Genomic DNA, 25,686 nt, shown 5'->3' on the forward strand with positions numbered 1-25,686 from the left:
AAAGAGTTAAGGAAAGTAAAGCGCAAAAGGAAAGTAAGTAAGGAGAAATAGGTAAGAGGAAGAACAACCTGTTGCAAGTTGAGGAGTTAAGGAAAGCAAGGCGCAAAAGAAATGTAGGAAGAAGAAATAGGGAAAAGAAAGAGCAGCATGTTGCAAGTTGAGAAATATATGGAAAGCAAAGCGCAAAAGGAATGTAAGTAAGGGGAAATAGAGAAAAGAAAGAGCAGCATGTTGCAAGTTGAGAAATATATGGAAAGCAAAGCGCAAAAGGAATGTAAGTAAGGGGAAATAGAGAAAAGAAAGAGCAGCATGTTGCAAGTTGAGAAATATATGGAAAGCAAAGCGCAAAAGGAATGTAAGTAAGGGGAAATAGGGAAAAGAAAGAGCAGTATGTTGCAAGTTGGAGAGTTAAGGAAAGCAAGGCGCAAAAGAAATGTAGGAAGAAGAAATAGGGAAAAGAAAGAGCAGTATGTTGCAAGTTGAGAAATATAAGGAAAGCAAAGCGCAAAAGAAATGCAAGTAGTTAGAAATAAGGAAGAGAAGGAGCAGTATGTTGCAAGTTAAGGAAAGCAAGGCGCAAAAGAAATGCAAGTAAGAAGAAATAGGGAAAAGAAAGAGCGCATGTTGCAAGTTCAGGAAAGAAAGTTGCAAAAGGAATGCAAGAAAAGCAGAATAGAGAAGAAAGAAACAAAAATTTGTAAATATCTGTTACAATAAATTAAATATAATAGTAGTTAAGATTTTTATACTGAGAATTATTTAATTGTGATCCATGGTTTAGGGAGGAAAAGAAAGTGGATAACTTATTACAAATGTTTCGAGATGCATTGTTAATCTCTGAGCCAATTTATAAAACTAACGAGCTAGTATGGAATAAGTGGAATGCATATTTTAAAGATGTTGAAAACAATAATAATAAAGTACTCACATCACCTCATGCTTCCCCATCATTTACTGCATTAGTGTCTTGGCTAGAGAAAAAACAAGAATCCGGTACTACATTAGTACAAATTTATGCCAAAATTGATTCCTATAAGGAAGAAATATATAAAGAAATTGAAGGATTTATAGACAAAGAATTCCAAAATATAGCTTCTTCAAGTTCCATAATAGTAGAAAATGATCAAAATATAGAAGAGACAAGTATAGTAAACCATGAGGATTATTATGAGGTAAATAACTCTGCTGTTTATTATAAGCTAAGAGATGGGATTGCAAAAAATCAATTTGAAGAAGATGAATTAAGTAAGGTTTTACAATATCCTATTGAAACAAAATCTTCTAATGGTGTAGCCCAGCTTTCTTCACACAAAGATGAAGATTTAAGACTTACTAATATAGAAGAAGCTGCTCGATGGAATACTCTTGTCGATGATGTAATGAGTAATATGGATGATTTAACGGCAGATTGTCTAGATGCAATTACAATACAATGGATAAACGAAGCAAAATCTCCAGACGAATTCATTGATTTTTCTTATGAGCAAGTTTTAGAGATGTGCAACATTCCAAAAACAGTAGTCAAAAATAAGGAATACTATAGAGCGGAAGATAAAATTAAAATAGCAAAAAGAATTGCAGCTTTAGCAAGTATTTTTATCTATTTAAATGATGAGAATGAAGTCGTAGTATTAAATGACCGTGAAGATGAAGGGGAACGACTAGAATTAAAGCGTGAGGTTGTTAAACGATTATTTGTATTAGATTCGGTTGTATTGTGGAGACATAGTGTTACAAATGAATATATGGGTATTGAATCTTGTCGTATTAAGCCAGGCAGCTTTTTAACCAATTATTTATACGGATCAAATAATACAACAGCATTATTGTCTAAAAAAGCACTTGAATACAATAGTTATAGACACAAATATCATAAAAGGTTAATACGATACTTAACATGGCAATGGAGAATTAGACAAATGTATTCATCATTGAAAAAGCCATATTCTATAGGTGGGGACAAAGGCCTGCTAGCAGTAATGGATATCCCGAAAGATTGGAAGCCTAATCGTATTAGAGAACAGTTAGAAAACGTTCTAATGGATTTAGAAAATGAAAAAGTAATCTCTCATTGGGAGTATAGTGACCCACTGGATGAACAACAAATTGGGAAACGTAATTGGTTTAAAAATTATTACACTAACTTAGGAATAACGATTTTGCCACCTGAAGAAATGCTACAGTCAATGGATAGGGTAATAGGAAAGAAGATTGTAGAGGAACCACAAGAGCAATTACCCGAAGTAACAGTTGTTAAAGAGATAAAGAAGACTGTAGAATCAGTCGAGCAAATAGAGAAAAAGATCCGTGACCAAATACTGAAAGTACACAATGAAAAAAAGGTAAGCATTCGTGAAATAGCAGATGAAATGAGTATTTCTCCGTCTACATTATCTAGGTTTTGTAATTATAAAACAAAACGTTTATCTAAAAAAGCATTAGAAAAGCTAACAAAATGGTGTGAAAGGCAAGAAATATTAGAAAAGATGTAACATAGACTAAATATTTCTTTTAATAATAGTCAAAGTAAAAATACACATACATTATGTATGTGTATTTTTACTTATTATCACCAATAATAGTCTGAATTTTCTTTATTGATGGTGGTTTTGGCGGGCGAAGATCCTACTGGAAAGTCATTATAGTTATGATATTTAATCCACTGCAATTAAATTTCTTGTCTTATCGATATGGCTCAGTAACATACGATACTCTTCTTCATACATAGTTATACGTTGTAGAAGAGATTGATTCTCTGTTTCTAAATCTTCAATTTGATTTTGTAACTTTGTCAATTCATTCACATCTTTATAATTTTGTAGAAAGAGAATAATATCATCTAATGTAATAGACAAAGAGTTTTTTTCTATTTGTGATGGGGAGAAGGGAATGTTGTTTCCCATTTTTCGGTCTTGTTTTGCTTGTTGTATTTCTTCTTGGTATTGTTTTCTCACATATGAATTCCAACGAAATCCACAAGCTGCGGGTGTTCTAGCTAGTAGTTTTGCTACTTCTTTGAATGCAGCTAACTGTGTTCCACCGTTACGAATATTCTGAAGTACTGTTGATGCGAGAAGTAAATCGTTATCATCAGTCCAGGAATCTTGTCTTGAGATTACCACGTTTTAACCCCCCTTATATGTTTTATATTATATATATGCAATTACTCAAAATGATAGAAGTTCAACTTCTCTTGAAATAATTGGGAGTAAGTTGGTAGAAGTATGTATGATTTTACATGCAAAATTGCATTTAAGGTTGACTATTCCACAAGGTGTAACTATACCGGTTACAGTAATGCAACTGAATGAATACAAAGGTTGGTATGAATTGGTTGTATTAATGATGTATAAACAAATATTAAAAAATGAATGGGGTTGAAAATATAGTCCTACATATAAAACGTTTGTATAAAAAGAAATTAGGTAATATACATTTTTTTATAATAATATATAAATAAAAAGAGGTGTGCGTTTTGAAAATTTTTAAGGGAATTCTAGTTTCTTCAATTGCATTAACAGCATTTAATGGGGTGGGCGGACTACTTCCAAATGAAAAATCAGAAGTTGCTTATGCAGCTACTTACAATTATTCAAATAAGCAATTGAATTCTACTGTACATAAGCAAGTTACTAAACAATTAATTTTGAAATTTAAAAATGAAGCGAATTTACCATATCAGGATGGAATAGAAAAATTCATTAAAGAAGAAAAACAAGATCCTGAATTAATTGGAATTTTAGCTGAATATCCAAATGTAACTATAAATCGACTTTTTAATTCTTTAAATCCTAAAGAAATTAAAAATCTTGGTAAAGAAATAAAAGATTCCGATCAAATTTCTTCTAATTTGTTAAACTATTATATTGTAGAAACTCAAGATGATATTGATGTACAAGCATTACTTACAAAAATTGAAAAATCATCTCTTGTTGAAACGGCGTATTTACAGGAAGAAGAGGCGCCACCAGCAGAGCGTTTGCCAAATTTATCTGTTAATCCATATGATGAGCCTAGACTTACAAGACAAGGTTACCTTGAACCAGCACCATTAGGAATTAATGCACCTTATGCCTGGAGCATAAAAGGTGGAGATGGAAAAGGAACTACTTTCGTAGATATGGAGTATGGGTGGTTATTTAATCATGAGGATTTAGTGAATCAAAAGATTGAATTGATATCTGGACAGAATAAAAGCGAGCACCATGATCACGGTACCTCAGTCTTAGGAATTGTTTCGGCAGAGGATAATAACATAGGTGGAATTGGGATCGCACCGAAAGCTAAGGTAAAGGTTGTATCTCAGATTAGGGATAACGGAAATTATAATACAGCTGATGCTATTTTAAGCGCAGTTAACAATATGCAAGCTGGAGATATTCTTTTACTAGAGGCACAAGCAACTTACGATGGATATGGAGATAAGAACTATTTTCCTGTGGAAGTAAAACCAGACATATTCGATGCAATTCGTATGGGAACAAATAAGGGAATTATTATTATTGAAGCAGGTGCAAACGGCGGAAATGACTTGGATCAATTTAGAGACCGTAATGGTAAACAAGTTTTAAATCGTAATAGTCCTGATTTTAAAGATTCAGGGGCAATTATGGTTGGGGCAGCTTCTGCAAGGGTTCCTCATAAGCGTTCATATTTCTCCAATTATGGTAGTAGAGTGGATGTGTATGGATGGGGGAATGCAGTAGATACTACAGATGCTAAACCAAGTGAATTTATAACAAATTTATATACATCTAGTTTTGCTGGAACATCTAGCGCATCACCTATTATTGCTGGTGCTGCAGCATCAATTCAAGGAATTGCAAAAAATAATCAGGGTAAAGTATATACACCAAGCCAGATTAGGGCTATTTTAAGTGACCCTAGCACCGGAACGAAATCCAATGATCCAACTTCTGATAAAATTGGTGTTTTACCTGACTTAAAAGCTATTTTATCTAAACTTGGTTTTTCACCAAACTTAGGTAATGATTCTTCCATTGTATTTCCTGAGGAACAAGAAATAAATAAAGGAAATAAGGGAAATGAAGGATCTACTATTACATTCCCGAAAGAAGATACCGCTAATAGTGGAGAGGACTCTAGCTTTATTTTCCCAGAATAATAGAAATACCTCCTATTAAGCATGGGGCAAAATAGTTTACTCAATAAGAACAAAGGATATGAATTCAATAGAAATATGAATTTATATCCTTTTTATTTTAAGTTGTTTTACCTACCTTACAAAAACGTAATGTTAGCGTAATGGAAATGAATTTTGGCAGCCAATAGATTAGGATATAATTTTTGTGAGAAAAGATATGAGGTGAATAATATGAAACGAATAGTGCTTATGTGTAGCGTTTTTGTGATGTTTACTGTGTTGTTATCCGGGTGTAATTTAAATCGTCTTGGTACAGATACATATTATGTGCAAATTACCAAGGATGGTGAAAAATTAAAAGAGAAAAATGTAAATGGGGATACGACTTACGAATATAAATTACCTGGATTTGATAAGGATGGTAAAGAGAAAGAAATGGAGTTTACAGCGTTAAAAAACCTTCGTAAAGAAGCGTTTTTACGTATATATTACTCTGAGAAAAAAGGTGTGAAATCTTGGGAAGAAGTGAAAAAAGATGAACTCCCTACAAAGGTAAAAGAAAAATTAAAGGTGGATTAATATATAATTATTTATTAGAGCAATATATCCTCAAACTATTAGAATGTATATTGTGAAATAGGCTAAAGTTCTTTATAGTTGTAAAAGTAAAAGGCTGACAGTTATTGTCAGTCTTTTACTTTTGCACGAAGAAAATATAAAAGGCATTTAACAGACAAGTGTTGGATTATTAACAATTATTTATGATCCAAAGCTACAATATATCTACTCCTGAACTATAATAAATTTAGGTTAGAAATAAGCTTCTAATTTTGTGAGGAGTTAAGTACTAAAAAGGTTTAATTTTGTATAAGGATTTGTAGTCGTTTAAAGGATTTATGATTGGTTATGATATAATAAAGTTCAAGTATACTAAGGGGGATTAATTAGATGATTTTTCAAAGCATGATAACAGCTATTATAGAAAAATTACAAGAGACGGTGAATCCCTATTGGATAATTGTGTTTGGATCAACGGCTGAGAAAAGAGAACGAGAAGATAGTGATATTGATATAGCTTATGTAAGTGACACAACATTAGGGAACTATGAACGTTTTTTATTAGCACAGGAGTTAGCTAACATTGTTCAAAGAGATGTTGATTTAGTTGATTTATCCGAAGCTTCTACAGTTTTTCAAGCTCAGATTATACATACAGGAAAGACAATATTTTGTTCGGATGAAAAACGTAAGGTTATTTTTGAAATGAAAACCTTAAAAATGTATTCAAAATTGAATGAAGAACGTCAGGTAGTATTTGATGATATAAAGAAAAGAGGTTCTATATATGAAGAATGAGGTTATTTTAAATAAAATTTCTACAATAGAGCGTTGTATAAAAAGGATCCAAGATGTGTATGGAAATGACCCTGAAAATTTAGAGGACTTTACAAAACAAGATTCAATAATATTGAATATACAAAGAGCTTGTGAAGCGAGTATTGATTTAGCAATGCATATTGTTGCAGGGGAAAAATTAGGATTACCCCAATCTAGTCGAGAGGCCTTTGATTTATTGGTTACAGCAGGATTACTTAGCGCTGATCTAGCAAATAAGTTAAAGGCGATGGTTGGATTTCGTAATATTGCTGTTCATGATTATCAAAGTGTGAATTTAGATATTGTTCGTCAAATTATTGAAAAACATTTAACTGATTTTAAACTATTTACAAAAGAAGTAATGGGGATATTGGAATTTTAGGCAAAAGAACAGAATAATAGGGCTAAGAAAGAAAGTAATTCTATGATTCCCAAACCAACTATTGAAACAATCACTTAATTTCGTAAGAAGAAACGTGGTCATAAGATGAATTTGTTTATGTTGTAGTGAGGCTTTGCATGAGATGTGTGTAGATAAATAGTAGGGTAAATATCCATATACAATTTTATCAACAAATAAGTAAATATTTTCAAAACTAATTTTTATACATATAATGTATACCCAAAACAAAAAAGTTTCCTTATGGAAACTTTTTTGTTTTGGGTAAATTTATAGCGGTTAATTAATATACAGTTTTTGAAAAAAATGATGACTCATGTCAAATCATCTTCATTTACACGAACATGAACGTAGTATAAAAATGAAGCATATCCAAAATAATTAAAGGGGCTGAAAAAATGATTAAAAAACTTATTATTAGTTCTATTGCTTTAGGTGCAACAATAGGAGTGAACAAATCTACATTTGCTGCTACAATACATTCTTCATCACAGTTTAAAGAAACTCGAAATGTTCATGTGCAATCCCTACACTCCCCATGGCAGTATTTAGGGAAAACTTCAAGGGAACTTCAAATTAAAAGTAAGGATCCAAAAGTACTAGCTTTTGAACTAGCAAAAGAAGCGCCATTCTACGAAGAAGAACTAGTTGACATATGTTCTGAAATTTTAGATGCAAATGTAGATGTTGTATATTGGACAAGTAAGGAATGGGTTAGATTTGAAGAAGGAAATTATGAATTTAAACATGAAATTAAAATTTTTAGAGATAAAGAACGTCAGCAATTAATTACGACACTAGAATCTTAGTTCTTTTACAAAAAAGAAGCTATCTTTAGTATGCTATTCTCCCCTCATAGTAGATAGGAAAAAGAAAACACATTAACCTATTTATTATGGAGGGGATTTTTCTATGAGGGAAATTAGAATTAATTGCTATACAAAATGAAAGGAAAAGGAAGTGGGTTTATATTTAAAAGAAGATATAAAACTGTTAAGAAAGAAATAGACATTTATTATCCAATTGTAAGAAGTTAAATGAAATGATTCGAAACTTTAGGTACTAAAGAACTAGAAGAAGAACGTGGGAAAGCAAAAGGGTTATGTTTAGGTAGAATGAACCCTAAAGGTTCGGGTACTAAGACTAAACGATTGGAAAAAGAGAATGGGATGTTAGAAAAATGAAGGATAGTATGTCGCGAAAGTAAAAATTTTAGGATAATGCACATAAAAAAGACTTCTTCATCTATCTTAAGTCCGCAAATATTTACAATTTTATAATCATCAAAGATTTCAAAAGAAATTAAATAACCTGAGTCCATACAAATATAGACTCAGGTGGCTTAACTGCGCTTTGAAAATACTGTCTACCTGACAGGTCCCTCTCTGTTTATTCTTCAAATAAACAAACTGAAACGAGACTATTTAGAATCATTAGTGAATTAGCCTCTCTTTAATTCTTATTTCGTGTCCCTTACCTTTAACAAGTACAAACATAATTCATTAATCTATATTACCTTTAAAACATTTATAAATTTGATGCTATAAAAGCAATAGAATTATGTAATAAGTGAATCAAAAAAACAACCCCAAAAGGAGGCATTGTAACCTGATATTTTTCATTCTTTTTTTTATATACCCAATAAGCATAGTTATATAAAAGACCAATTATTGTTGTACCGACTATATAAGTGATTCCATATTGATGATTTAATCCAAATATAATTGAAGCTATTAAAATGATAAGGTAATCGCGATTTTTAATGTAAGGAATCCAACTTAATAGCCAAAATAAAAATACTTGAAAAACTACTGTTTCATATATAGGTGCCGCTAATACCCCTAATAAAACTTGAAGAATAAGAGGTGCTTCTGTTATTGGGTTTTTTTGTATTTCAGGTAAGAATAGATCTAATGGTATTACAAATAAAAATGATCCTAATAAAATAAGAAAAATAAAAGAAATGGTAGGCAAAGTAAACATAAATCTATTTATTTTTTTGAGCATATATATTTCTCCTATAATCTTTTATTACATCTATACGAAAAGTAATAAATAATTGAGTCTCTTTTTGTTTGACATGTTTTCGTCTACTTTTAATGAAAACCGTTCTGTAATTGAATTCTTGGCTTATATGTAGGTGTAGCGATATATTAACACTATATTGTTAATATCAAAATATTAAAGAGCTAAGTGAGATATTAAGGTCAAACCAATTTTATGATGAATATAATATCAAGCACGTTAAGGAAATATGCTGTATAGGACACGTTTGTACTGATTATTTTACTATATGAATATTTAAGTGCATATAGTTTTGGAGGAGTATGTATTTTTGCATTTTTTAATACAAACGTTTTTTATTAAAAATTTACTTACTGCGCTAACTCATATGAATTTAAGACAATTGAAGGGTAAAGGCCAAAAGAGTCCAAGTTTAGATTGTACAGGTAAATATTATAATGTTATAGAAAAATAAGGAAAAAAGTTATAAAATAGGAGATTGAATTAAACTTTCAGATTTTATTGTTCTGCAAGATAAAAATAACTAAAGATGAGGCTCTTAAAAATTCTTATCATTATTTAAAACTAACGATATTATAAAAAATCCTCGCTGAAGGTACTGCAACAAATCTAATTTGAAAATCTTTAGGAGATAAATATGGAATTTTAAATATTCTTAGTCGTTTATTAAACATTATAGCAATTATTATAGGCAAATCCTTTAATATCATAAATTTAGAAGAAATCAGTACAAATAGAAAAGATGAAGTGGTAGAAGTACTACGTCTTCCTTTTAATAGATTTCCAGGAGCAGCTGAACATATAAAAGATGCAATTGTAAATGAAAAAAATTGGAACGTTTGGTTGAAAGATAAGTATGCTATTTTAAAGTTTAAATTAATAACAGAAAGAGAACCTCTTAATATGTTACTACTTTGTTTTTGTATTGTTGAAAATCAGAAAGGAGAAATCAATGAAAAAATATTGGCATAAGCTATCGTTGCTTCAAAAAAATGTATTACTAACGGTATTAGTAATTCTAACGCTTGTTGGAAGTATGGGAGCGTTAAGTTTTAATATGTTTCAAAATAGTATGATGTCTATATTTGAGAGGCAGTCTTTTGAAACAGGTGATGCGGTATTAAATCAATTAGATCTAGAAATAGTAAGAGATGTAGCAAAAGACCCCACAGCTCAAAGAGTGAAGAAAGAAAAATTGACGGAGCAATTAGATAAATCTATAAAAGATATGAAAAGTGTTGGACAAACATATGTTACAGGAGCCAAGCTAAATGAAAAAGCTGAATTACAAATAGTAGCTTTGGATACAGAATTAGCAAATACTGTTTCTGTAAAACCAGGTGAATACTATGAGCAGCCTACTTATTGGATGAAAACATATGATAAAGTAATACAAACAAAACAGGCACAAATGACAGAAGTGTATGAAGATGAATTAGGGTTCTGGGTAACAATTTTAGAGCCAGTTACAGATGAAAATAAAAATATAATTGCAATTGTTGCAGCGGATTTGGAAGCTTCTATTATTCCACTTACAAAGAAAAACTTTATGATACAAGGTTTACTATTTATTATAATTTCATTAACTATCGCAATTACAATTCAAATATTTATCTCACGAAACTCTCTATCGCCTTTAAAGGATTTACAAGAAGGGTTACGTAAAGTTGGTGAAGGGGATTTAAGTATTAAATTGAATGAAAGATCTGATGATATAGGGATAACTAATATCTATTTTAATAACACTATTAAAAAGTTTAATAGGATTATAGATAAAGTAAGGCAGACTGCTGAACAGGTTTTGACATCTTCACAGGAATTGTCGGTAAGTACAAAAGAGAATAGCATAGCCTTTAAAGAAATTGCAAGTGCTATTACAGGATTAAATTTAGGAGCACATTCTCATGAATATGTAGTGCAAAAATGTTTAGAGATTGTTCAAGAAATGGAAAGTAAGATGAAAGAAATTAAAGGAGCTGCAAAACAAGTTGGCAATGCTTTGGAAGACATGGAACAGCATTCTGTAGAGGGAAAAGATTTGATTAAGCAAATCGTGAATCAAATGAAAAGAATCCAAGATACAGTTCAGGATGTACCTTCTAGTATTTATGCATTCGAAGCACGATCTAAGGAAATTCATGAAATTCTTACTGTAATTACAACCATTTCTAATCAAACAAATTCATTAGCTTTAAATGCTTCTACTGAATCCTCATGTGCTGGAGAGATGGGGGAAGAATTTTCAGGTGTTGCGGACGAGGTACGTATATTAGCGGAAAGAACCGAGGCATCTGCAAGGGATATAGCTAAATTAATTGGTGAAACCCAGGCTGAAGCAGAGAGAGCTGTAAGATCCATACAGAAGAGTTCAAAGGAAGTAGAAGTAGGAATAACACTTGTTCAAAGTAGTGGTGCTTTTTTTGAAAAGATTTCAGAATCTGCACAATCTGTTACAAATCAAATTAAAGCGACTTCGAATCATTCAAGTGAAATTCTAACAGATAATCAAACTATTGTTCAGTTTATAAATGAATTATCACACATTGCGAATACATATGTGAATAGTAGTAGTAATGTGGAGACAAGTATGAAAGAGCAAGAACTATATGTACAAGATATTGCAGAGTTAGCAAATTCTTTAAATTGGCTCTCGCAAGAGTTACAGGGGTTAATAGGGGAATTTAAAAGTAAGTAGGATAGAAGAAGGTAAAGGTATAGGTATAGGGTATGACCTATACCTTTATTTATTCCCACATAAGGGATGAAAGCTTAGGTATATATGTAAAATAGCTAAACGAATAATTTTTTTGCATATTTTGTTGGAAATAGAGCATGATATTACCAAATTCAACGGAGGTGTTTAAAAAATGCAAATTCGCGAAAATAATAATTCAAACGAAATCTTAATAGCAGCTGCAGCAAGTGCAATTGAACAAATGAAATATGAAATTGCTCAGGAGTTTGGTGTTACACTTGGACCGGATTCAACTGCGCGAGCAAATGGTTCAGTAGGTGGAGAAATTACAAAACGTTTAGTTCGTATGGCGCAAGAGCAGCTATCTGGTCAATATAAAATTCACTAAAACTAAAGGTATATCCCATTGAAGGGATATACCTTTTTAATTTGTTTTTAAAGAGGATCGTTACATTTTTTATTGTTGGCTAAGTTTAGAAACAGCAAATTTAGCTGTAAAATTCATTTTCTTCATGTACGTAGAATTTACACCTGCTTGAAATTGTACAGAAATATTACCGTCTTTTTGCGCTTTAAATACGCGACCATATGGGGAATTAGCATTGAATGTGCCAATTACTTGATTATCCGCATCAAAGACCGTATAAGAAATTGGGAACCCTGAATTTTGCACAAAGACTGTAAGTTCTTCCCCTTTTTTAAGATTAAATGATTCTTTTTGAGACACTTCATAGGAACTCATAGAGTAGTATTTTGTGACTTCTTGAATTTCTAAATTCGTAGTAGCTGCACTCGCTTTTGATGCCTCAGCCCCTGGTAAGTTCATACCTGAAAATACTGCAATTCCTAGTGCCCCTGCTAAAATCAATTTTTTCATAATAGTATTTCCTCCTTTAATATATTGTGAGATTTGAAACGAAAGTGAAAATTTCAATCCCTGAAACCATTATAGTTACAATGAGAATTATTTTCAATAAGGGTTAGTATGTAATTTTGCATATATAAAGTATTAACATAAGGTAATCAGTCAAGTTTTGAAGTATTCTTAACAGAAGGGAAGGAAAAAATTAAAAAATCATGAATGATATTGTAACCGAACTATATATCTTTTGAGCATATTCCGTCTGCATCAAGTGAATATATTATTAATTTTATTTTTATTTGTTTTTTATTATAAAACATTTTAAGGTTGATAAAGTTTTATTCAATGGAATTATTAAACAAAAATGATAAATTATATGTTATGATGAAAAGGCAATAAAGTACATCATCCTGACTTTATTGTGTATGTTTAGCCTATGTATGTCGTTTGTATTAGAAATAAGAAGTCTCCTTAAAAAGAGACTTCTTATTTTTTGTATGGAGGGGGTATTACAGATGATGGATTATTATCAATTTTTTTAATTACCATGGCAGGCATTGCCTTATTTTTTTATATACAACATGCTGGAAAACCAACGAAAAGAAACAAATGGAAGTTTTTAATTATAGTATTTTTATTTTATCTTTTGAATTATTTATTTCTTAAATTTTTATAAATAAATATAGGAGGGGATACGTATTGAATTCTAAAATATAAGAAAAAGGAAGGGATAATCCTTCCTTTCATCATCCAGTATGCCCATGTGAATATTTAATAACATTTATGGTACTTTGAGAGCCTGTTGAAGAATTTGATCCAAAAGTTACTGTTACAACAATTAAAATACCTAGTAAGCTAACCGCTAATTTTTTCATTTTAATGCTCCTTTTTTAAAGTTTTTTTCACTGGCTTTACTAGCTTCATAAAAATAATAGCTGGCTTTTTTATGATTATTTTCTTTGTAAAATTGGGTTGCTAACTTTTCAGTATATTCATTTATATACTCATATAGTTCTTCTCGTTCAAAATAAGAAATTCCTTCTAAAACAGCTTTTTCTAAATCAGTAGCACAGCTATGTAGATTTATTTTTTCTAAAATATTAAAGTGATGAATATAACCTTCAATTCCCAATTGAGTAGAGAGTTGAAGGCCCTTTTTTATTAATTCTTGAGCAATTTCATGTTCTCCTAATTTATAATGCTCTCTAGCTTCAATGAATACAGCTTTATAATCGCTGGGTAGTTTCTGATTAACTTCGGATAAATATCGTAATGCTACTTCAGATAGATTCTGCGTAGCGTACATAAACCCTAGATTGTGACGGACAATTAAAATATTGTATTCTAAATTTTCTTTTTGGAATGTATCCATAGCAGAGATAAAGTGTTCCTCAGCTAATTCCCATTCCTTTAAGTGAGTGCATGCTAATCCATATAAGTTATTACAGAAGGCAACTTTTAATTCATATCCAGGATGCTTTGAAAATATATCTTTCGCCTTTATTACATGATTAATACATAAAATTGATCTATGTGTATGACAATAGAAAATGGCTAACTCATAATGGAATTCAGCATGTTCAATCTCATCAGGTATGGTTTCTAACAAGTATTCGGCTTTATCGTAATGTATTTTTGCAAGGCTATGATTGCCAGTAACATTGGAATGAATGGCTTTAAAGAAGTGATAATAGTATGAAAGGAAATCGTCTGTAGGAGTTTTGTAAGCATCACTTTGTTTAAAGCTATCTTTAGAAATACTTAAGCTATCAATTAAATATTGATGTCTAAAATCTAGTAGTGAGTAGTATAATAATATCGTTTGATTTTCTTCTATATTATGGATTTTGTTTTCAATTTCTTGTTTAAGTAATTGAGCGGCGTCTACATGCCTAGCCCTAATTTCTTGATACCATTCATTTAATAAATGAGTTATTTGCTCGTTCCCCTGTATATGAACATTCATTGTTCAATTTCATCCTCTCCAAAGATATTATTCAGCAATTAGTATCATATCAAAATTTTACTCTATTAAAATATGTTCTAACTCATTTTTCAATATAAAACAGAAAATTCGGAAATAAAAAAGGTTAAATGTATATAAACACATCCAGTAGAGAGAATATATTATTTAGGATAATTTACAATAACTTTAACAGTAAGTATAATGAAAAATTTGTACTTCAAGTAGAAGGGGGGGTATGGGACCCCATTAGCTAAAGTACTTTTATAAAGGTGTTCACAGGAAATGGAAAAAATTTAATGAATGAATTACAGAAGAGATTATTTATAAGATAACATGGCTTGGTCCTAATGGAGAGAAGGTTAAAATCGTTCGAATATATATAATTTGCGTATTACTTGCACAAAGCGTTGAACTACTCACCACTTAACGTCCTAACGGACTGTTTGAAGTGGGAGATTCCTGCGAACACCGATGTATCCACCAGTTATCTTAGCAGGCTCTACCCGCAGTCCCTACGGTGAGAACATAAGTATCTTGTACGTTGACTCACCACACTCCCTACTTTAGCTTGGTTTTCGCAATTTTGAGAAGCGTGGGGCGATAGAACGTTGAAGATTTTACGGTTGCAACGTTTTTCTGCAACCAACCTCATATCTTCAGTTTTCGAAGAGCAATCTGTACAAGTAAATGATAGCAAATATGTTGGCTTATGCTAATCGACATTCATCTCCCACCTAAAATTGGTGTTTCACACCTTCACATTTTTGAGGAAGGAGTCTTCTGTCGGAAAACAATAAAGGCTGGACCTAATACAGAACCTAACTAACCTAATACATTAAAAGAGGTATATGTTAAGTTTTATAATTTAGAAGACAGCAAACGTCAAAATACCAAATACTAAGCATCCAAAATGTTTGTAAAGATTTAATCGTTTTTCTATAATCAATTACAAGCTTTTTTTGCTGTTTGTATGATTACATTCACTAACTGGTTTAGTAGCATGTCCTTGTTTATCTGTACACCAAGATTGAGATTGAAATGCCAGAAACATACCTACCCATCTCTTTTCTTCTTCAAATTGAATAAGGATGCCGCCATCTTGCCAAATTCCATCGTCACCTTTCCAATTAGAGCTATTGCCTTGATTCATATGAATATCATGAATACCTCTACCTGGTGAAAAACCAAAATATTTATCCTTATTTTTTTCATTTTTGAATTTTTCCCCGTAAGCGTATACAGTAGCATTCTTCTCTTTAGCTTCATTAATATATCGATTCACTTTCTCATTTAAATCATTATCTGGTCCATTTTCTGTTGCAGGAAGGGGAATCATTTTTGTTGGATCAAACAGGTTACCACGAACATAATCTAATGCAATGTCTTGGTTATCGTTGGTGACTTGTGTAAATCCTTCTTCTAATGTTGGAATAATTGTGATTTGTTCTGAGTTGAAATCTTCACTTACATAGTATAAAACCTCTGAAGGACTATCTTGAGATGCAACGTTGATGGCAATTCGATAATCATTACCAGCAGCTTTAATATGTACTTCGTAATGAGGAGTACGATCCTTTGAATTTACGGGTCTCACATCAAAAACTTTACCTTTTAATACTCCATATTTAAATAAGGGCATGACTATTAAAACCTCCAGTTTAATTTAATATCGTTGCAAAGTTATAATTTGCTAATGATATCTATTTTATGTATTAATTGAGAGTGATTTTAAATTGGTAGTTTATGAAAATATTCTTATATACCTATAAATGTTTCCTATGTATAGTTTAGTTTTTTAGATAAATAATACATTTGATTTGTGTTTTATTATATAAAAAGGAGATGATTTATATGGATATCGGTAAAATAAATGTAGAAGAATTACAAAGAAAGCTAGCTGAGGCTAATGCAACCTGGGAAGCAGAAGAAACACATTTATCATTACTTACAAGTCAAGAACAACAAAATTGGTTGGGGCTTACACCTCCAACGAATGCACCAAGTATTACGGAAATTGAACTAAAAATACCTTCCATTTTAGAATCCATCCAAACTGAGACTTTAGGAGCAGTAAATTTACCTCCTGTCTTTGACTTGCGAAATATAAATGGGAAAAATTTTGTAACATCAATAAAAAATCAAAAAGATTGTGGCTCATGCGTTTCTTTTGGAACAATAGCCACTGTAGAAGCGAGCTTACGCATGCAACACAATGATCCAAATCTTCAAGTCGATTTTAGTGAGGCTCATTTGTTTTTCTGTCATGGACAAGCTGAAGGTAGAAATTGTAGTACTGGATGGTGGCCTCAAAGTGCGTATGAGGCTTTAAAAACCAAAGGAGTTGTTGATGAATCTTGCTATCCATATGATGAAGGGCTAACAAAAAAAGATTGTAGTGGATTATGTACGGATTCAAATAATCGCCTTACAAAAATTAAAAATTATACAGAATTGACGGGGAACCCTGCAAAAATTAAGGAGTGGTTATCTACTAAAGGACCAGTAAGCGCAGCTATAATTGTTTACCAAGATTTTTTAAGTTATAGAAAAGGCGTATACAAACATGTCACAGGTAATCAGGTTGGAGGACATTGTATATCGATAGTTGGCTATGATGATAGCCAAGGCTGCTGGATCTGTAAAAATAGTTGGAACAACACTTGGGGCGAACAAGGTTTCTTCCGTATAGCATATGGAGAATGTGGAATAGATCATTGGTGTAACCATGGTGTGGATACTATTTAAGACCTTTATATTACGAGGAGAATACTTATAAATAGTTAAATGCAGCTATATTGGATTATTTTGGTGCCAATTGAAGTGAGAAAGTATTATACAAGTACGTTTTTAGTCATAGGATAATTATAATACATTTAAGTTATATGCATCCATCCAAAACGTATCTTAGTTATTATTGAGGATGGATGTATATAGCAAGGAGGTGCTGAATTATGATATTAACCAAACAAGATTCTGGACGTACTGTTACTATGAGTATAGGAGATATTTTTTCTATACAATTAAAGGAAAATCCAACAACAGGATATCGATGGGCATTAGAAGAAATAGAAGGTATTGAATTAGTACAAGATGATTTTAAGTTAAGTAATAATGATATTGGTTCATCTGGTTTAAGAATTTTTCAACTTCGTACCACAAAGGATGGGGTATATGAGATTTATATAAAAAATTGGCAAGAATGGTCAGGGGAAGCCTCAATTGTTGATCGGTTTTATATTACAATTCATGTATCTTAAGTATATATGAATTTTATATTTTTATATTGAATTGTGTTTCAATCACTTATGTTAATCAGTATAATTTTTTATTTAGTATCGAAAATAAACTGTCAGAAATGTCGGTCTCATTCGAATTCTTTCACTACATAATACTGTCAGTACTTGTCTCAACAATCTTGTAGCTTTTAACGTTTATTATTCTGTAGGCCCATTAAAACGTAATTAATATAAAACCGATACCCCTCGTTATGAAAAGGAGAAATCATCTTCATTGTACAACTCTATAACAAATTTATTTCGAAAGAAATAAGTGTCGCTAACAACCGCTGTTATATCATGAATATTACGTATTACATTGTTAAATTTTGCATAGAGAACAGGAACAGTTCCAGTTCTCTATATGATGTAAATATTACTTTCCATTGGGATAAGATGAGATCTTTGTTTATTAATTCAATGGTTTGTTTAAGCACAACTTTATACCAATTGATTCGTACCCAACATTCAAAAGTTGAGATTTAATAATTAGTATATTGCTGTTCCTCTTTAAGGAAATAATTCTATAGTTTCAGCACCTAACACGTGGGGAAATTCTTTATATAGCACCATGATTGGGTTTATGCTTTTTTCTATTTGTTATAAGAAGTTCTAAAAATCTTTCACACCTGTAAGTTTTATTTATCTTTTTACCTAACATAAGATAGATGGAGATATATACAAAGATCATTGTAAATAGATAAAACTCATTTATTTCTAGACTAATCTATTCTGGATCCACAGGTATATTAGTAGTCTATAAAGCTAAAGGTTAGATATAGAAAGGGGAGTCATATCTCAATGCTTCAAATGAAAGTATTACATTGAAGATATGGAGTACAATGATTAACTATTTAAAAACGGAAAAGGAGAAAGGCGAACGATAGGAAAAAGTATGATATATAATATTGATAATAATAACCTTACTATGTAATATATAGTTATATTGTTAGTTTATTTGATTCCGTTTATTCCCACACCTTATGTGTTGTGGTAGAGGTGTAGAAACAAGTTTTGTTCTTGTTTTGATTTTGAAAGGGCTTCTTTGAGCCGATTAGTGTATATAGCTTATTTTGCTATGCACAATTAATCGACTTAAAGAAGTCCTTTTTTTGTTTAAGTGGATATATGTAGAAGACATTGAGTCAGAGAGAAAAATCGTTGTTTAGAAGGAATGTGTAAAAAAAAGAAATAAAGGATAGAACATCTAACAAAAAGAGTTATATGAAATTATAGTAAGTTAAATCTCTTATAGAGATTTCAAAATACCGAAGTAATAAGCGTAGTTAAAGGGGAAGGTCTCAAATTTTTAAAGGGACACAATAATGCATCTATAGAAGAGGAGAATAAAAATTGAAACCAACTAGAGAAAAGTACGTAATTAATGGGGAGTATACAATAGAACGTAAGCTTTTACATAATGAAATCATTAAATTATTTCTAAATGATCAACCGCAGCAAGAGCAAGAACCTGAGGCTATATTACTTGGTGGTGGTTCTGCTGCTGGAAAAAGCTCAATTGGAGAGTTAGTAAGTAAGGGATATAAACATCAGAAACAAAACATGGTTTGGATAGATCCTGATAAGATCAAAGAACAAATACCAGAATATCAAGAGTTAATAGAATCTGGGAATATTGAATTAATGAAACAAGCAGCTTTTTTAGTTCATGATGAAAGTAGTGATATTACCATGAAACTTTTAAAAATCTGCATGAAAAGAAAAATAAATTTTATGTATGATGGTACAATGAAAAATGAAGTAAAATACAAAAAGTTAATTCAACAATTAAGACTAGCAGGTTTTAGCATTAAAGCAATTATTGTAGATGTCCCAATAAAGGTTGCTTTAGAGCGATCCAATTTGCGTTTTAAAGTAACAGGAAGATTGGTACCTCAAAATATAATTGAAGAAAGCCATATGAAAGTAGCAACTACTTTTTCTAACATTAAAGATTTAATAGATTGCTATACTTTATATGATAATACCGGGAAGGAACCAGAAGTTTTTGCTTTTAAAGAATCAAAACGAGTAAAAGAAATTATTGTTGATGAATCTCGAAATAATCAATTTATCGAGAAATCAGCTCTTGTTTTTTAGTGAATATATATCTTATAAATTTTATAAGATAATTAATAGATATTATCCTGACATTTTATTATATTATTGATATAATAAATACAGGAGGCGATATAAATGGAACTGAAAGACCTTATGAATTATATTGAAGAAAACAAAGAAGAACATTTTCATGATTTAATCGCTAAAAATGAACGGGAAATTGCAAAAAAAGAAGAAGAAGAGAAATAAAAAATTTAAAATAGAAGAGTTGACCTTTTGGGTCAACTCTTTTGTTTTTATAAATGGATATAAAATTAAATTTCTCAATTGTTGAGTAAAAGGAATTGCAGAATTTTTCTGTAGAAAAGGTTGTTTGGTATTGAAAATGAAACAGACAATTTGCTAATCATAGGAGAGTTTTTTAGTATTATATTAAATAGAAAATAGCGTAATGAGTTAACGCTTTAGGAGAGAGTATATGAATCATTTTATTGTTATGCAGGGGCATACATATCAAGAGGAAAAAGGATTAGAAATTATTTGGTCACCTAAAAAGGATAGAGGCGGTAATGTACCACATTCATGGAAAAGAATGATGGATGTAAAAGAGGGGGATCGAATCTTTCATTATGTAAAAGGGAATATTGTAGCAGTTAGTATAGCTGAAGAAGATTGTAAGGAATCGAATAAACCATCGATTATGAAAAGTCATGATCAATGGAATGATGAAGGCTATTTGGTATCTTTAAAATATCATGAGTTAGAAAAACCAATTAATATACGTGAGAAATTTGAAGAGATATCGCACCTGTTGCCAATTAAATATTCACCTTTTCAATCAGATGCAAATGGAAACCAAGGTTATTTATATCCATGTAATGAAGAATTAGCCCTTAAATTAATGGAACTAATTGGTGATTCAAACATTTATAAAATAAATGATGAGCAATTAGAGTTAGCAGTTGATCCGGTAAGAAGGACAGAAAACAATACATTAATTCCGGTTATAGCTGAGACGGAATCCGAAGTAAAAGCGAAAATCCGAATTGGACAGCAAAAATTCAGAGAAGAATTAATGGAGATTTGGAATGGAAAATGTGCATTATGCGGAATAAATTTACCAGAATTGTTAAGAGCAAGTCATTCTAAGCCATGGAAAGATAGTACAAGTATGGAACGCTTAGATCCGTATAACGGTGTACTACTGTGCTGTAATCATGATGCTCTTTATGATAAAGGGTTTATCACATTTGATGGACAGGGACGACTGCATATTTCCTCATTAATAGTGGAAACAGATTATTTGAAATTTGGATTAATACCAAAAGCTAAGATAGGAATTCAACCGGAGAATAAATTATACTTTAAGTGGCATAAGAGGAATATTTTTAAAGTAAAATAGTATAATTTTTAACTTCAAGGACAGGAAGAACATAAGAGAGACGAATTGTGTTATCCAGTAAAGGGGAATGGTACGTGTATAACTGTAATCAATGTGGAACAGAAATGATTATGCAATTACAAGATAGATATAGAGAATATTGTCCCAAATGTGAAGGGCTTAAACCAAATAACTTGGTATACTATAATCTATATGAATTACTAGATTATATGGAAGCGAATCGCTACATGAGTAAGGAAAATATGCTACATAATTTTTTGAAGTGGGAGTTTGATTTAACAAAAGGGAATATATTTAAGTTATATCTAGGCGTAGATAAATATGATCAATTCAATGATGAGGATTTTACAAGACAATTAGAGGACTATATGAAGGGGATTCGATTAAAATTAAATGTTAAATATGAAGATGATTATATCTGGATTAAGGTTAATTAGATGGAATTATAGATGTAATGAATTTTGTTTTAAAGAGATAGTAAGTAATTGAGAGGAGATTAATAGTGATGGAAGATTTGCAAAAGGCAGTAATAAAGTTTCGAGATGAGAGAAATTGGGGGCAGTTTCATAATGCGAAGGATCTAGCAATCTCCTTAAATTTAGAAGCATCAGAGTTGCTTGAGACTTTTCAATGGAAGTCTAGTGAAGAAGCAACAGAGACGAAAATGCAGGAAATAAAAGAAGAAATGGCCGATGTAATGATTTATTTACTTATGCTAAGTGATAAATTAGATATCGATCTAGAAGAAGTAGTACATGCTAAGTTGGAAAAGAATGCAGAGAAATATCCTGTAGAAAAAGCATTTGGAAGTAATAAAAAATATAACGAACTGTAAAGCGATAATCGTTTTACAGTTTTTTGAAATGGTTATGAGAAAGCAGATGGTTGAGATCATGATTTGGATGTATGGATTGTATTTTAAAAGTATGCAATCCACACATCCTCAAATAATCTTAAAATTAAAAAATAGGGAGTTATTCAAATGCTATCATTTGCAGCAAAATTATCTTCATTTTACATAATTAAAAAGAAGCGAAAAGAGTTTGAGCAAGGTTGTATCAGAGATCCTAAAATGGATGGAATACCAGTAGTTTATATTCAACGAGATAAAAAGAATTTATATGTAGGTAAGTCCACAGATATTTATGGCCGTTTCATTGCACATTTAAATGATGAAGATAAAACATTCAAGGAAGTTATTGTGATAAAGAGTGATTTATTTAATGAAAGCTCAATTAAACATATTGAAACATTATTAATTGAATATTTATTAGCGGATGAAAAATTTAACTTACTGAATAAAGTCAGAGGACAAAAAATTCATTCCTATAATGGAATTGAAAATGTTGAAAATATGTTTGGAGAAATTTGGGCTCAGTTAATGAAAGAAGGTATAGCTAGTGAGAATTTAGGTGAGATACATAATAAATTTATTTATAAATATTCACCATTTAAAGAGTTATCGGCAAATCAAATTGAGGTTTGCAAAGACATTTTTAATACAATGCTTACTACATCAAATAGTCGACATTTGATTACAGGGGACCCGGGTACCGGTAAAACAATTGTATTAACAAATATCTTATATGCGCTTGCTTATGATGATAAAACTGGTAAAGCACGTGAGGGGCTGTCTCATGAAGACATTGCACTTATTGTCCCACAAAATCATTCTTTAAATTTATATAAGAGTTTAATGAAAAAACTAGGTTTACAAGGTATTACAGTACTTTCACCTTCATTATTTATTAAGAAAGCAAAAAGTAGAGGATCTAAATATAAATATGTTTTTGTAGATGAAGCTCATCGTCTGAAACAATATTTTGGTAAACAAGCACGTGATTTAAAACATTTAGTTACTGATGATGGTTATACAAATGAGTTGGAATTAATAGAAACATTTGCATATCATTTAACAATAGTTTATGATCCATACCAAACGATTCGACCAGCAGATATAGATACAGATGCATTCCAACGGTTGACAGCGAATTATAAGAGGCATCCCTTACATAAACAATTCCGTTTAAAATCTGGAGATCAATATCTAGCATGGCTTCGTAAATATTTACAAATAGCAAATAATGTTGGAGTGTATGAAGAAGGGTTATTGCAGGGCTATGACTTTAAGGTAATGGACTCTATTACAGAATTAAATGAATCTATGAAAATGTTAAATGAAAAACATGAATTATGTCGTGTAGTCGCAGGTTATTCTTGGGAATGGATTACACAAAAGGATAAAAATCACTATGATATAAAAGATCCCGTTACAGGTGAGACATTCAAATGGAACTCAAAGGTAAAAGGTTGGATTAACTTTGAGAATAGTATAGAGGAAATAGGATGTATACATACTACACAAGGTGCGGATTTAAATTATGTTGGAGTGATTTTAGGAGCTGAAATTGATTGTGATTACGCAGGTGAAGAAAATGGAGACTATGATTTAAATAAGGCTAAGATTGTAGTGAATCCAAAAGAATATAAAGATCGAAACGGTCTTCCAATTAAGGGAACAGATATAAATAATGAGGAGTTAACATCCTATATTAAACGTATTTATTATGTATTATTATCTCGCGGAATAAATGGATGTTATGTCTATGCAGTAAATCAAAATATGCAAAGATATTTAAAGGAGATAGCAAAAGTAAGTCAATAATTATGAAAAGGGGTTACCTTTAATGCGGTAGTCCCTGCCAATTAGATGGCATTTAATAAGTATTTAAAAAGCCTTACTACACACAAATTGTAGTAAGGCTCTTATTATCTCTATAGAAATAAGGATTAGAAAATAACTTATCCCCTCGGAAGAAAAAAGACTTTATTTTAACTTCCCTATTGATAGGTTAACACGATAATTCCCATATTTTAATAGTCGCCCTAGAAAGTTATCCAATTCTTCATTAGAAGAAAAATGTGTTTTTAATAAATAACATCCTTCACCACTTACACGATGTACTTCAGATATTTCTTCTTCTTTTTGAAAGAAGTTCATAAACTCTTGATGATTAGCTGATGTGACAAACAAAGTAACAAATGCAGTCACTGTTTGTCCTAGTTTGATTCGGTTTATTGCGATTGTATATTGTTCAATAATCCCTAAATCCTCTAATCTCCTAATTCGATTTCCTACAGCCTGCCCAGTCATATGTATTTTTTGACCTAGTTCTTTCCATTGTATTCTTGAGTTTTCTCCTAATAATTTCAGTATCTCAAAATCTGTTTGATCAATAATATAAACCAATCCTTTCATCGTGAAAGTAGAAAAGCAGAAAGTGTTTCGCCAACTTATTCAGCTTATCGATACAATTCACTATACTAAGTTTATCCTCTTACATCGCATTGTTTATCAGTTATATTTACTTATAACACAGAGGACGCAACAAAAAAATACATCTAGATTTAAAGGAGGTTACAAATATGTTATTACAAGATATTTTATCGTTCAATGAAAAATTTGTAGAAAATAAGAAATACGCCCCCCGTGAAGCAACAAAAATGCCTAAGAAACGTATGGTTGTTGTTTCTTGCATGGATGCTCGTTTAATTGAGCTACTTCCAAAAGCTTTAGATATACACGATGGAGATGCAAAAGTTATCAGAAATGCAGGTGGTAAGATTGCTTCTCCTTTCGATAGTGTTATGCAAAGTGTTGTAGCATCAGTATATGATCTAAATGCAGATGAAATCTTTCTTATCGGACACCATAGATGTGGTGCAAGCCAAACTAATCCCAAAGGAACACTTCAAAAAATATTAGATCGTGGAGTAGCTTCACCAGAAATTTTAGCAGCAATTGAATATGCTGGTGTTGACCTTGAAAAATGGCTATTTGGATTCGATGATATCTGTGATTCGACTCAAGCTAATGTTGATTTAGTAAGAAATCATCCACTTATTCCAAAAGATGTTCCTGTACATGGTTTAGTTATTGATCCTCACACAGGTAAATTAGATGTAGTAGTTGATGGATATAAAACATTAAATGGTATGAAACATTAATCATTACTTAAATGAAGGGAAGTTATTAAATATGAATAGACAAGAAGCTACGCAAAAAATTATGGAAGCAAAAATCGCAAAAGGTTTAACATGGGAAGAAATTTCAAAAGTAAGTGAAAACTCTGAGACTTGGGTTGTAACAGCATTATTAGGGCAGGCTACAATGACACGTCCGGAGGCAGAAAAAATCGGTAAACTATTAAAATTAGATGAAGAAGTAGTTCAGGCATTAACAGTAGTTCCACTTAGAGGTCAAGTAATGCAAATGCCTCCGACAGACCCAATCTTATATCGATTATATGAAATGATGTTACAATACGCACCAACTCTTAGAGAATTAATATTAGAAAAAGCTGGAGAAGGTGTAATGAGTGCAATCAACTTCAATCTAGGTGTGGATACACAAGAAGATCCAAAAGGTGGCGATCCTCGTATCGTTATTACACTTAACGGGAAATTCTTACCGTTCCGTACTTGGTAATTAATTAAAAATCTATCTATATAATTAAAA

General features: G+C 31.2%; 27 protein-coding genes. 19 read left to right on the forward strand and 8 right to left on the reverse strand.

The features are described from left to right. Nucleotides 1–794 precede the first annotated feature (794 nt). On the forward strand, nt 795–2,492 hold the full coding sequence (locus tag D1166_RS20095; protein ID WP_000369384.1) for a helix-turn-helix domain-containing protein: 1,698 nt from the start codon (nt 795–797) through the stop codon (nt 2,490–2,492). A gap of 162 nt (nt 2,493–2,654) precedes the next feature. Here D1166_RS20095 and D1166_RS20100 read toward each other — a convergent pair whose 3' ends face one another. Continuing rightward, a complete protein-coding gene (locus tag D1166_RS20100) occupies nt 2,655–3,122 on the reverse strand; it encodes an RsfA family transcriptional regulator (protein ID WP_097797585.1) in 468 nt (155 codons plus the stop codon). A 106-nt stretch (nt 3,123–3,228) separates the two neighbouring features. On the opposite strand from D1166_RS20100, the gene D1166_RS31630 reads away from it, so the two are divergent. The 6 genes from D1166_RS31630 (at nt 3,229) to D1166_RS20125 (ending at nt 7,690) form a co-directional block, all read left to right on the forward strand. Continuing rightward, a complete protein-coding gene (locus tag D1166_RS31630; RefSeq protein WP_218940419.1) occupies nt 3,229–3,381 on the forward strand; it encodes a hypothetical protein in 153 nt (50 codons plus the stop codon). A 94-nt stretch (nt 3,382–3,475) separates the two neighbouring features. Further along, a complete protein-coding gene (locus D1166_RS20105) occupies nt 3,476–5,125 on the forward strand; it encodes a S8 family peptidase (RefSeq protein ID WP_097856260.1) in 1,650 nt (549 codons plus the stop codon). A 210-nt stretch (nt 5,126–5,335) separates the two neighbouring features. Then, entirely contained in the window at nt 5,336–5,683 is a 348-nt protein-coding gene (locus D1166_RS20110) for a YxeA family protein (RefSeq protein ID WP_000822914.1), read from the forward strand. A 369-nt stretch (nt 5,684–6,052) separates the two neighbouring features. After that, nucleotides 6,053–6,460: a type VII toxin-antitoxin system MntA family adenylyltransferase antitoxin gene (mntA, locus tag D1166_RS20115; RefSeq protein ID WP_097856259.1), complete on the forward strand. Its 408-nt coding sequence runs from the start codon at nt 6,053–6,055 to the stop codon at nt 6,458–6,460. After that, on the forward strand, nt 6,450–6,863 hold the full coding sequence (gene hepT / locus D1166_RS20120; RefSeq protein ID WP_089149172.1) for a type VII toxin-antitoxin system HepT family RNase toxin: 414 nt from the start codon (nt 6,450–6,452) through the stop codon (nt 6,861–6,863). The genes mntA and hepT overlap by 11 nt, the downstream gene beginning before the upstream one ends. Nucleotides 6,864–7,279: 416 nt before the next feature. Further along, entirely contained in the window at nt 7,280–7,690 is a 411-nt protein-coding gene (locus tag D1166_RS20125; RefSeq protein ID WP_097856258.1) for a hypothetical protein, read from the forward strand. Between the two features lie 718 nt (nt 7,691–8,408). Here the strand turns inward: D1166_RS20125 and D1166_RS20130 are convergent. After that, complete coding sequence (locus D1166_RS20130) at nt 8,409–8,888, reverse strand: CPBP family intramembrane glutamic endopeptidase (protein ID WP_097856257.1); 480 nt, start codon at nt 8,886–8,888, stop codon at nt 8,409–8,411. A 765-nt stretch (nt 8,889–9,653) separates the two neighbouring features. Between D1166_RS20130 and D1166_RS20135 the strand changes: the two genes are divergently transcribed. The 3 genes from D1166_RS20135 to D1166_RS20145 all read left to right on the forward strand — a co-directional run bounded on the left by D1166_RS20135 (nt 9,654) and on the right by D1166_RS20145 (nt 11,989). Further along, on the forward strand, nt 9,654–9,878 hold the full coding sequence (locus D1166_RS20135) for a hypothetical protein (RefSeq protein ID WP_097856256.1): 225 nt from the start codon (nt 9,654–9,656) through the stop codon (nt 9,876–9,878). Next, nucleotides 9,859–11,601, forward strand: a complete 1,743-nt coding sequence (locus D1166_RS20140; RefSeq protein WP_097856255.1) for a methyl-accepting chemotaxis protein — start codon at nt 9,859–9,861, stop codon at nt 11,599–11,601. Before D1166_RS20135 ends, D1166_RS20140 begins: the two co-directional genes overlap by 20 nt. A 172-nt stretch (nt 11,602–11,773) precedes the next feature. Further along, nucleotides 11,774–11,989, forward strand: coding sequence for an alpha/beta-type small acid-soluble spore protein (locus tag D1166_RS20145; RefSeq protein ID WP_001167047.1), 216 nt, complete (start codon nt 11,774–11,776; stop codon nt 11,987–11,989). Nucleotides 11,990–12,058: 69 nt separating this feature from the next. On the opposite strand, the gene D1166_RS20150 is transcribed toward D1166_RS20145, so the two are convergent. The 4 genes from D1166_RS20150 to D1166_RS20160 all read right to left on the reverse strand — a co-directional run bounded on the left by D1166_RS20150 (nt 12,059) and on the right by D1166_RS20160 (nt 16,068). After that, nucleotides 12,059–12,478 carry a hypothetical protein gene (locus D1166_RS20150; protein ID WP_086412292.1) on the reverse strand — a complete coding sequence of 140 codons (420 nt, stop codon included), beginning with the start codon at nt 12,476–12,478 and terminating at the stop codon, nt 12,059–12,061. A gap of 731 nt (nt 12,479–13,209) precedes the next feature. Continuing rightward, nucleotides 13,210–13,338, reverse strand: coding sequence for a hypothetical protein (locus tag D1166_RS31855; protein WP_000732002.1), 129 nt, complete (start codon nt 13,336–13,338; stop codon nt 13,210–13,212). Beyond that, entirely contained in the window at nt 13,335–14,429 is a 1,095-nt protein-coding gene (locus tag D1166_RS20155) for a Rap family tetratricopeptide repeat protein (protein ID WP_098213362.1), read from the reverse strand. Before D1166_RS20155 ends, D1166_RS31855 begins: the two co-directional genes overlap by 4 nt. 946 nt (nt 14,430–15,375) lie before the next feature. Then, nucleotides 15,376–16,068: a YukJ family protein gene (locus D1166_RS20160; RefSeq protein WP_001127956.1), complete on the reverse strand. Its 693-nt coding sequence runs from the start codon at nt 16,066–16,068 to the stop codon at nt 15,376–15,378. Nucleotides 16,069–16,280: 212 nt separating this feature from the next. Here D1166_RS20160 and D1166_RS20165 point away from each other — a divergent pair, with 212 nt between their 5' ends. Then, a complete protein-coding gene (locus D1166_RS20165; RefSeq protein WP_097856253.1) occupies nt 16,281–17,174 on the forward strand; it encodes a C1 family peptidase in 894 nt (297 codons plus the stop codon). Nucleotides 17,175–17,380: 206 nt separating this feature from the next. Beyond that, nucleotides 17,381–17,686: a protease inhibitor I42 family protein gene (locus tag D1166_RS20170; protein ID WP_097856252.1), complete on the forward strand. Its 306-nt coding sequence runs from the start codon at nt 17,381–17,383 to the stop codon at nt 17,684–17,686. A 228-nt stretch (nt 17,687–17,914) separates the two neighbouring features. Here the strand turns inward: D1166_RS20170 and D1166_RS32390 are convergent, their stop codons facing one another. Beyond that, nucleotides 17,915–18,019 carry a hypothetical protein gene (locus tag D1166_RS32390; protein WP_422386221.1) on the reverse strand — a complete coding sequence of 35 codons (105 nt, stop codon included), beginning with the start codon at nt 18,017–18,019 and terminating at the stop codon, nt 17,915–17,917. A gap of 1,038 nt (nt 18,020–19,057) precedes the next feature. Here D1166_RS32390 and D1166_RS20180 point away from each other — a divergent pair. The 5 genes from D1166_RS20180 (at nt 19,058) to D1166_RS20200 (ending at nt 23,832) form a co-directional block, all read left to right on the forward strand. After that, on the forward strand, nt 19,058–19,804 hold the full coding sequence (locus tag D1166_RS20180; RefSeq protein ID WP_097856251.1) for a zeta toxin family protein: 747 nt from the start codon (nt 19,058–19,060) through the stop codon (nt 19,802–19,804). A gap of 439 nt (nt 19,805–20,243) precedes the next feature. Further along, a complete protein-coding gene (locus D1166_RS20185) occupies nt 20,244–21,167 on the forward strand; it encodes an HNH endonuclease (RefSeq protein ID WP_001015286.1) in 924 nt (307 codons plus the stop codon). A gap of 74 nt (nt 21,168–21,241) precedes the next feature. Then, entirely contained in the window at nt 21,242–21,604 is a 363-nt protein-coding gene (locus tag D1166_RS20190) for a hypothetical protein (protein ID WP_000282138.1), read from the forward strand. 68 nt (nt 21,605–21,672) lie between these two features. Beyond that, complete coding sequence (locus tag D1166_RS20195; RefSeq protein WP_000389841.1) at nt 21,673–22,002, forward strand: nucleotide pyrophosphohydrolase; 330 nt, start codon at nt 21,673–21,675, stop codon at nt 22,000–22,002. Between the two features lie 147 nt (nt 22,003–22,149). After that, nucleotides 22,150–23,832, forward strand: coding sequence for a DUF2075 domain-containing protein (locus tag D1166_RS20200; RefSeq protein ID WP_097856250.1), 1,683 nt, complete (start codon nt 22,150–22,152; stop codon nt 23,830–23,832). Between the two features lie 162 nt (nt 23,833–23,994). Here the strand turns inward: D1166_RS20200 and D1166_RS20205 are convergent, their stop codons facing one another. After that, on the reverse strand, nt 23,995–24,426 hold the full coding sequence (locus D1166_RS20205; RefSeq protein WP_000677475.1) for an Lrp/AsnC family transcriptional regulator: 432 nt from the start codon (nt 24,424–24,426) through the stop codon (nt 23,995–23,997). Nucleotides 24,427–24,593: 167 nt separating this feature from the next. On the opposite strand from D1166_RS20205, the gene D1166_RS20210 reads away from it, so the two are divergent. After that, nucleotides 24,594–25,175: a beta-class carbonic anhydrase gene (locus D1166_RS20210; protein WP_000926479.1), complete on the forward strand. Its 582-nt coding sequence runs from the start codon at nt 24,594–24,596 to the stop codon at nt 25,173–25,175. A 31-nt stretch (nt 25,176–25,206) separates the two neighbouring features. Then, on the forward strand, nt 25,207–25,656 hold the full coding sequence (gene cynS / locus D1166_RS20215; protein ID WP_097856249.1) for a cyanase: 450 nt from the start codon (nt 25,207–25,209) through the stop codon (nt 25,654–25,656). Nucleotides 25,657–25,686 lie beyond the last annotated feature (30 nt).

Origin of the sequence: Bacillus sp. ISO11 (genome assembly GCF_003458115.1) — a bacterium.
GTDB classification, from domain to species: domain Bacteria; phylum Bacillota; class Bacilli; order Bacillales; family Bacillaceae_G; genus Bacillus_A; species Bacillus_A cereus.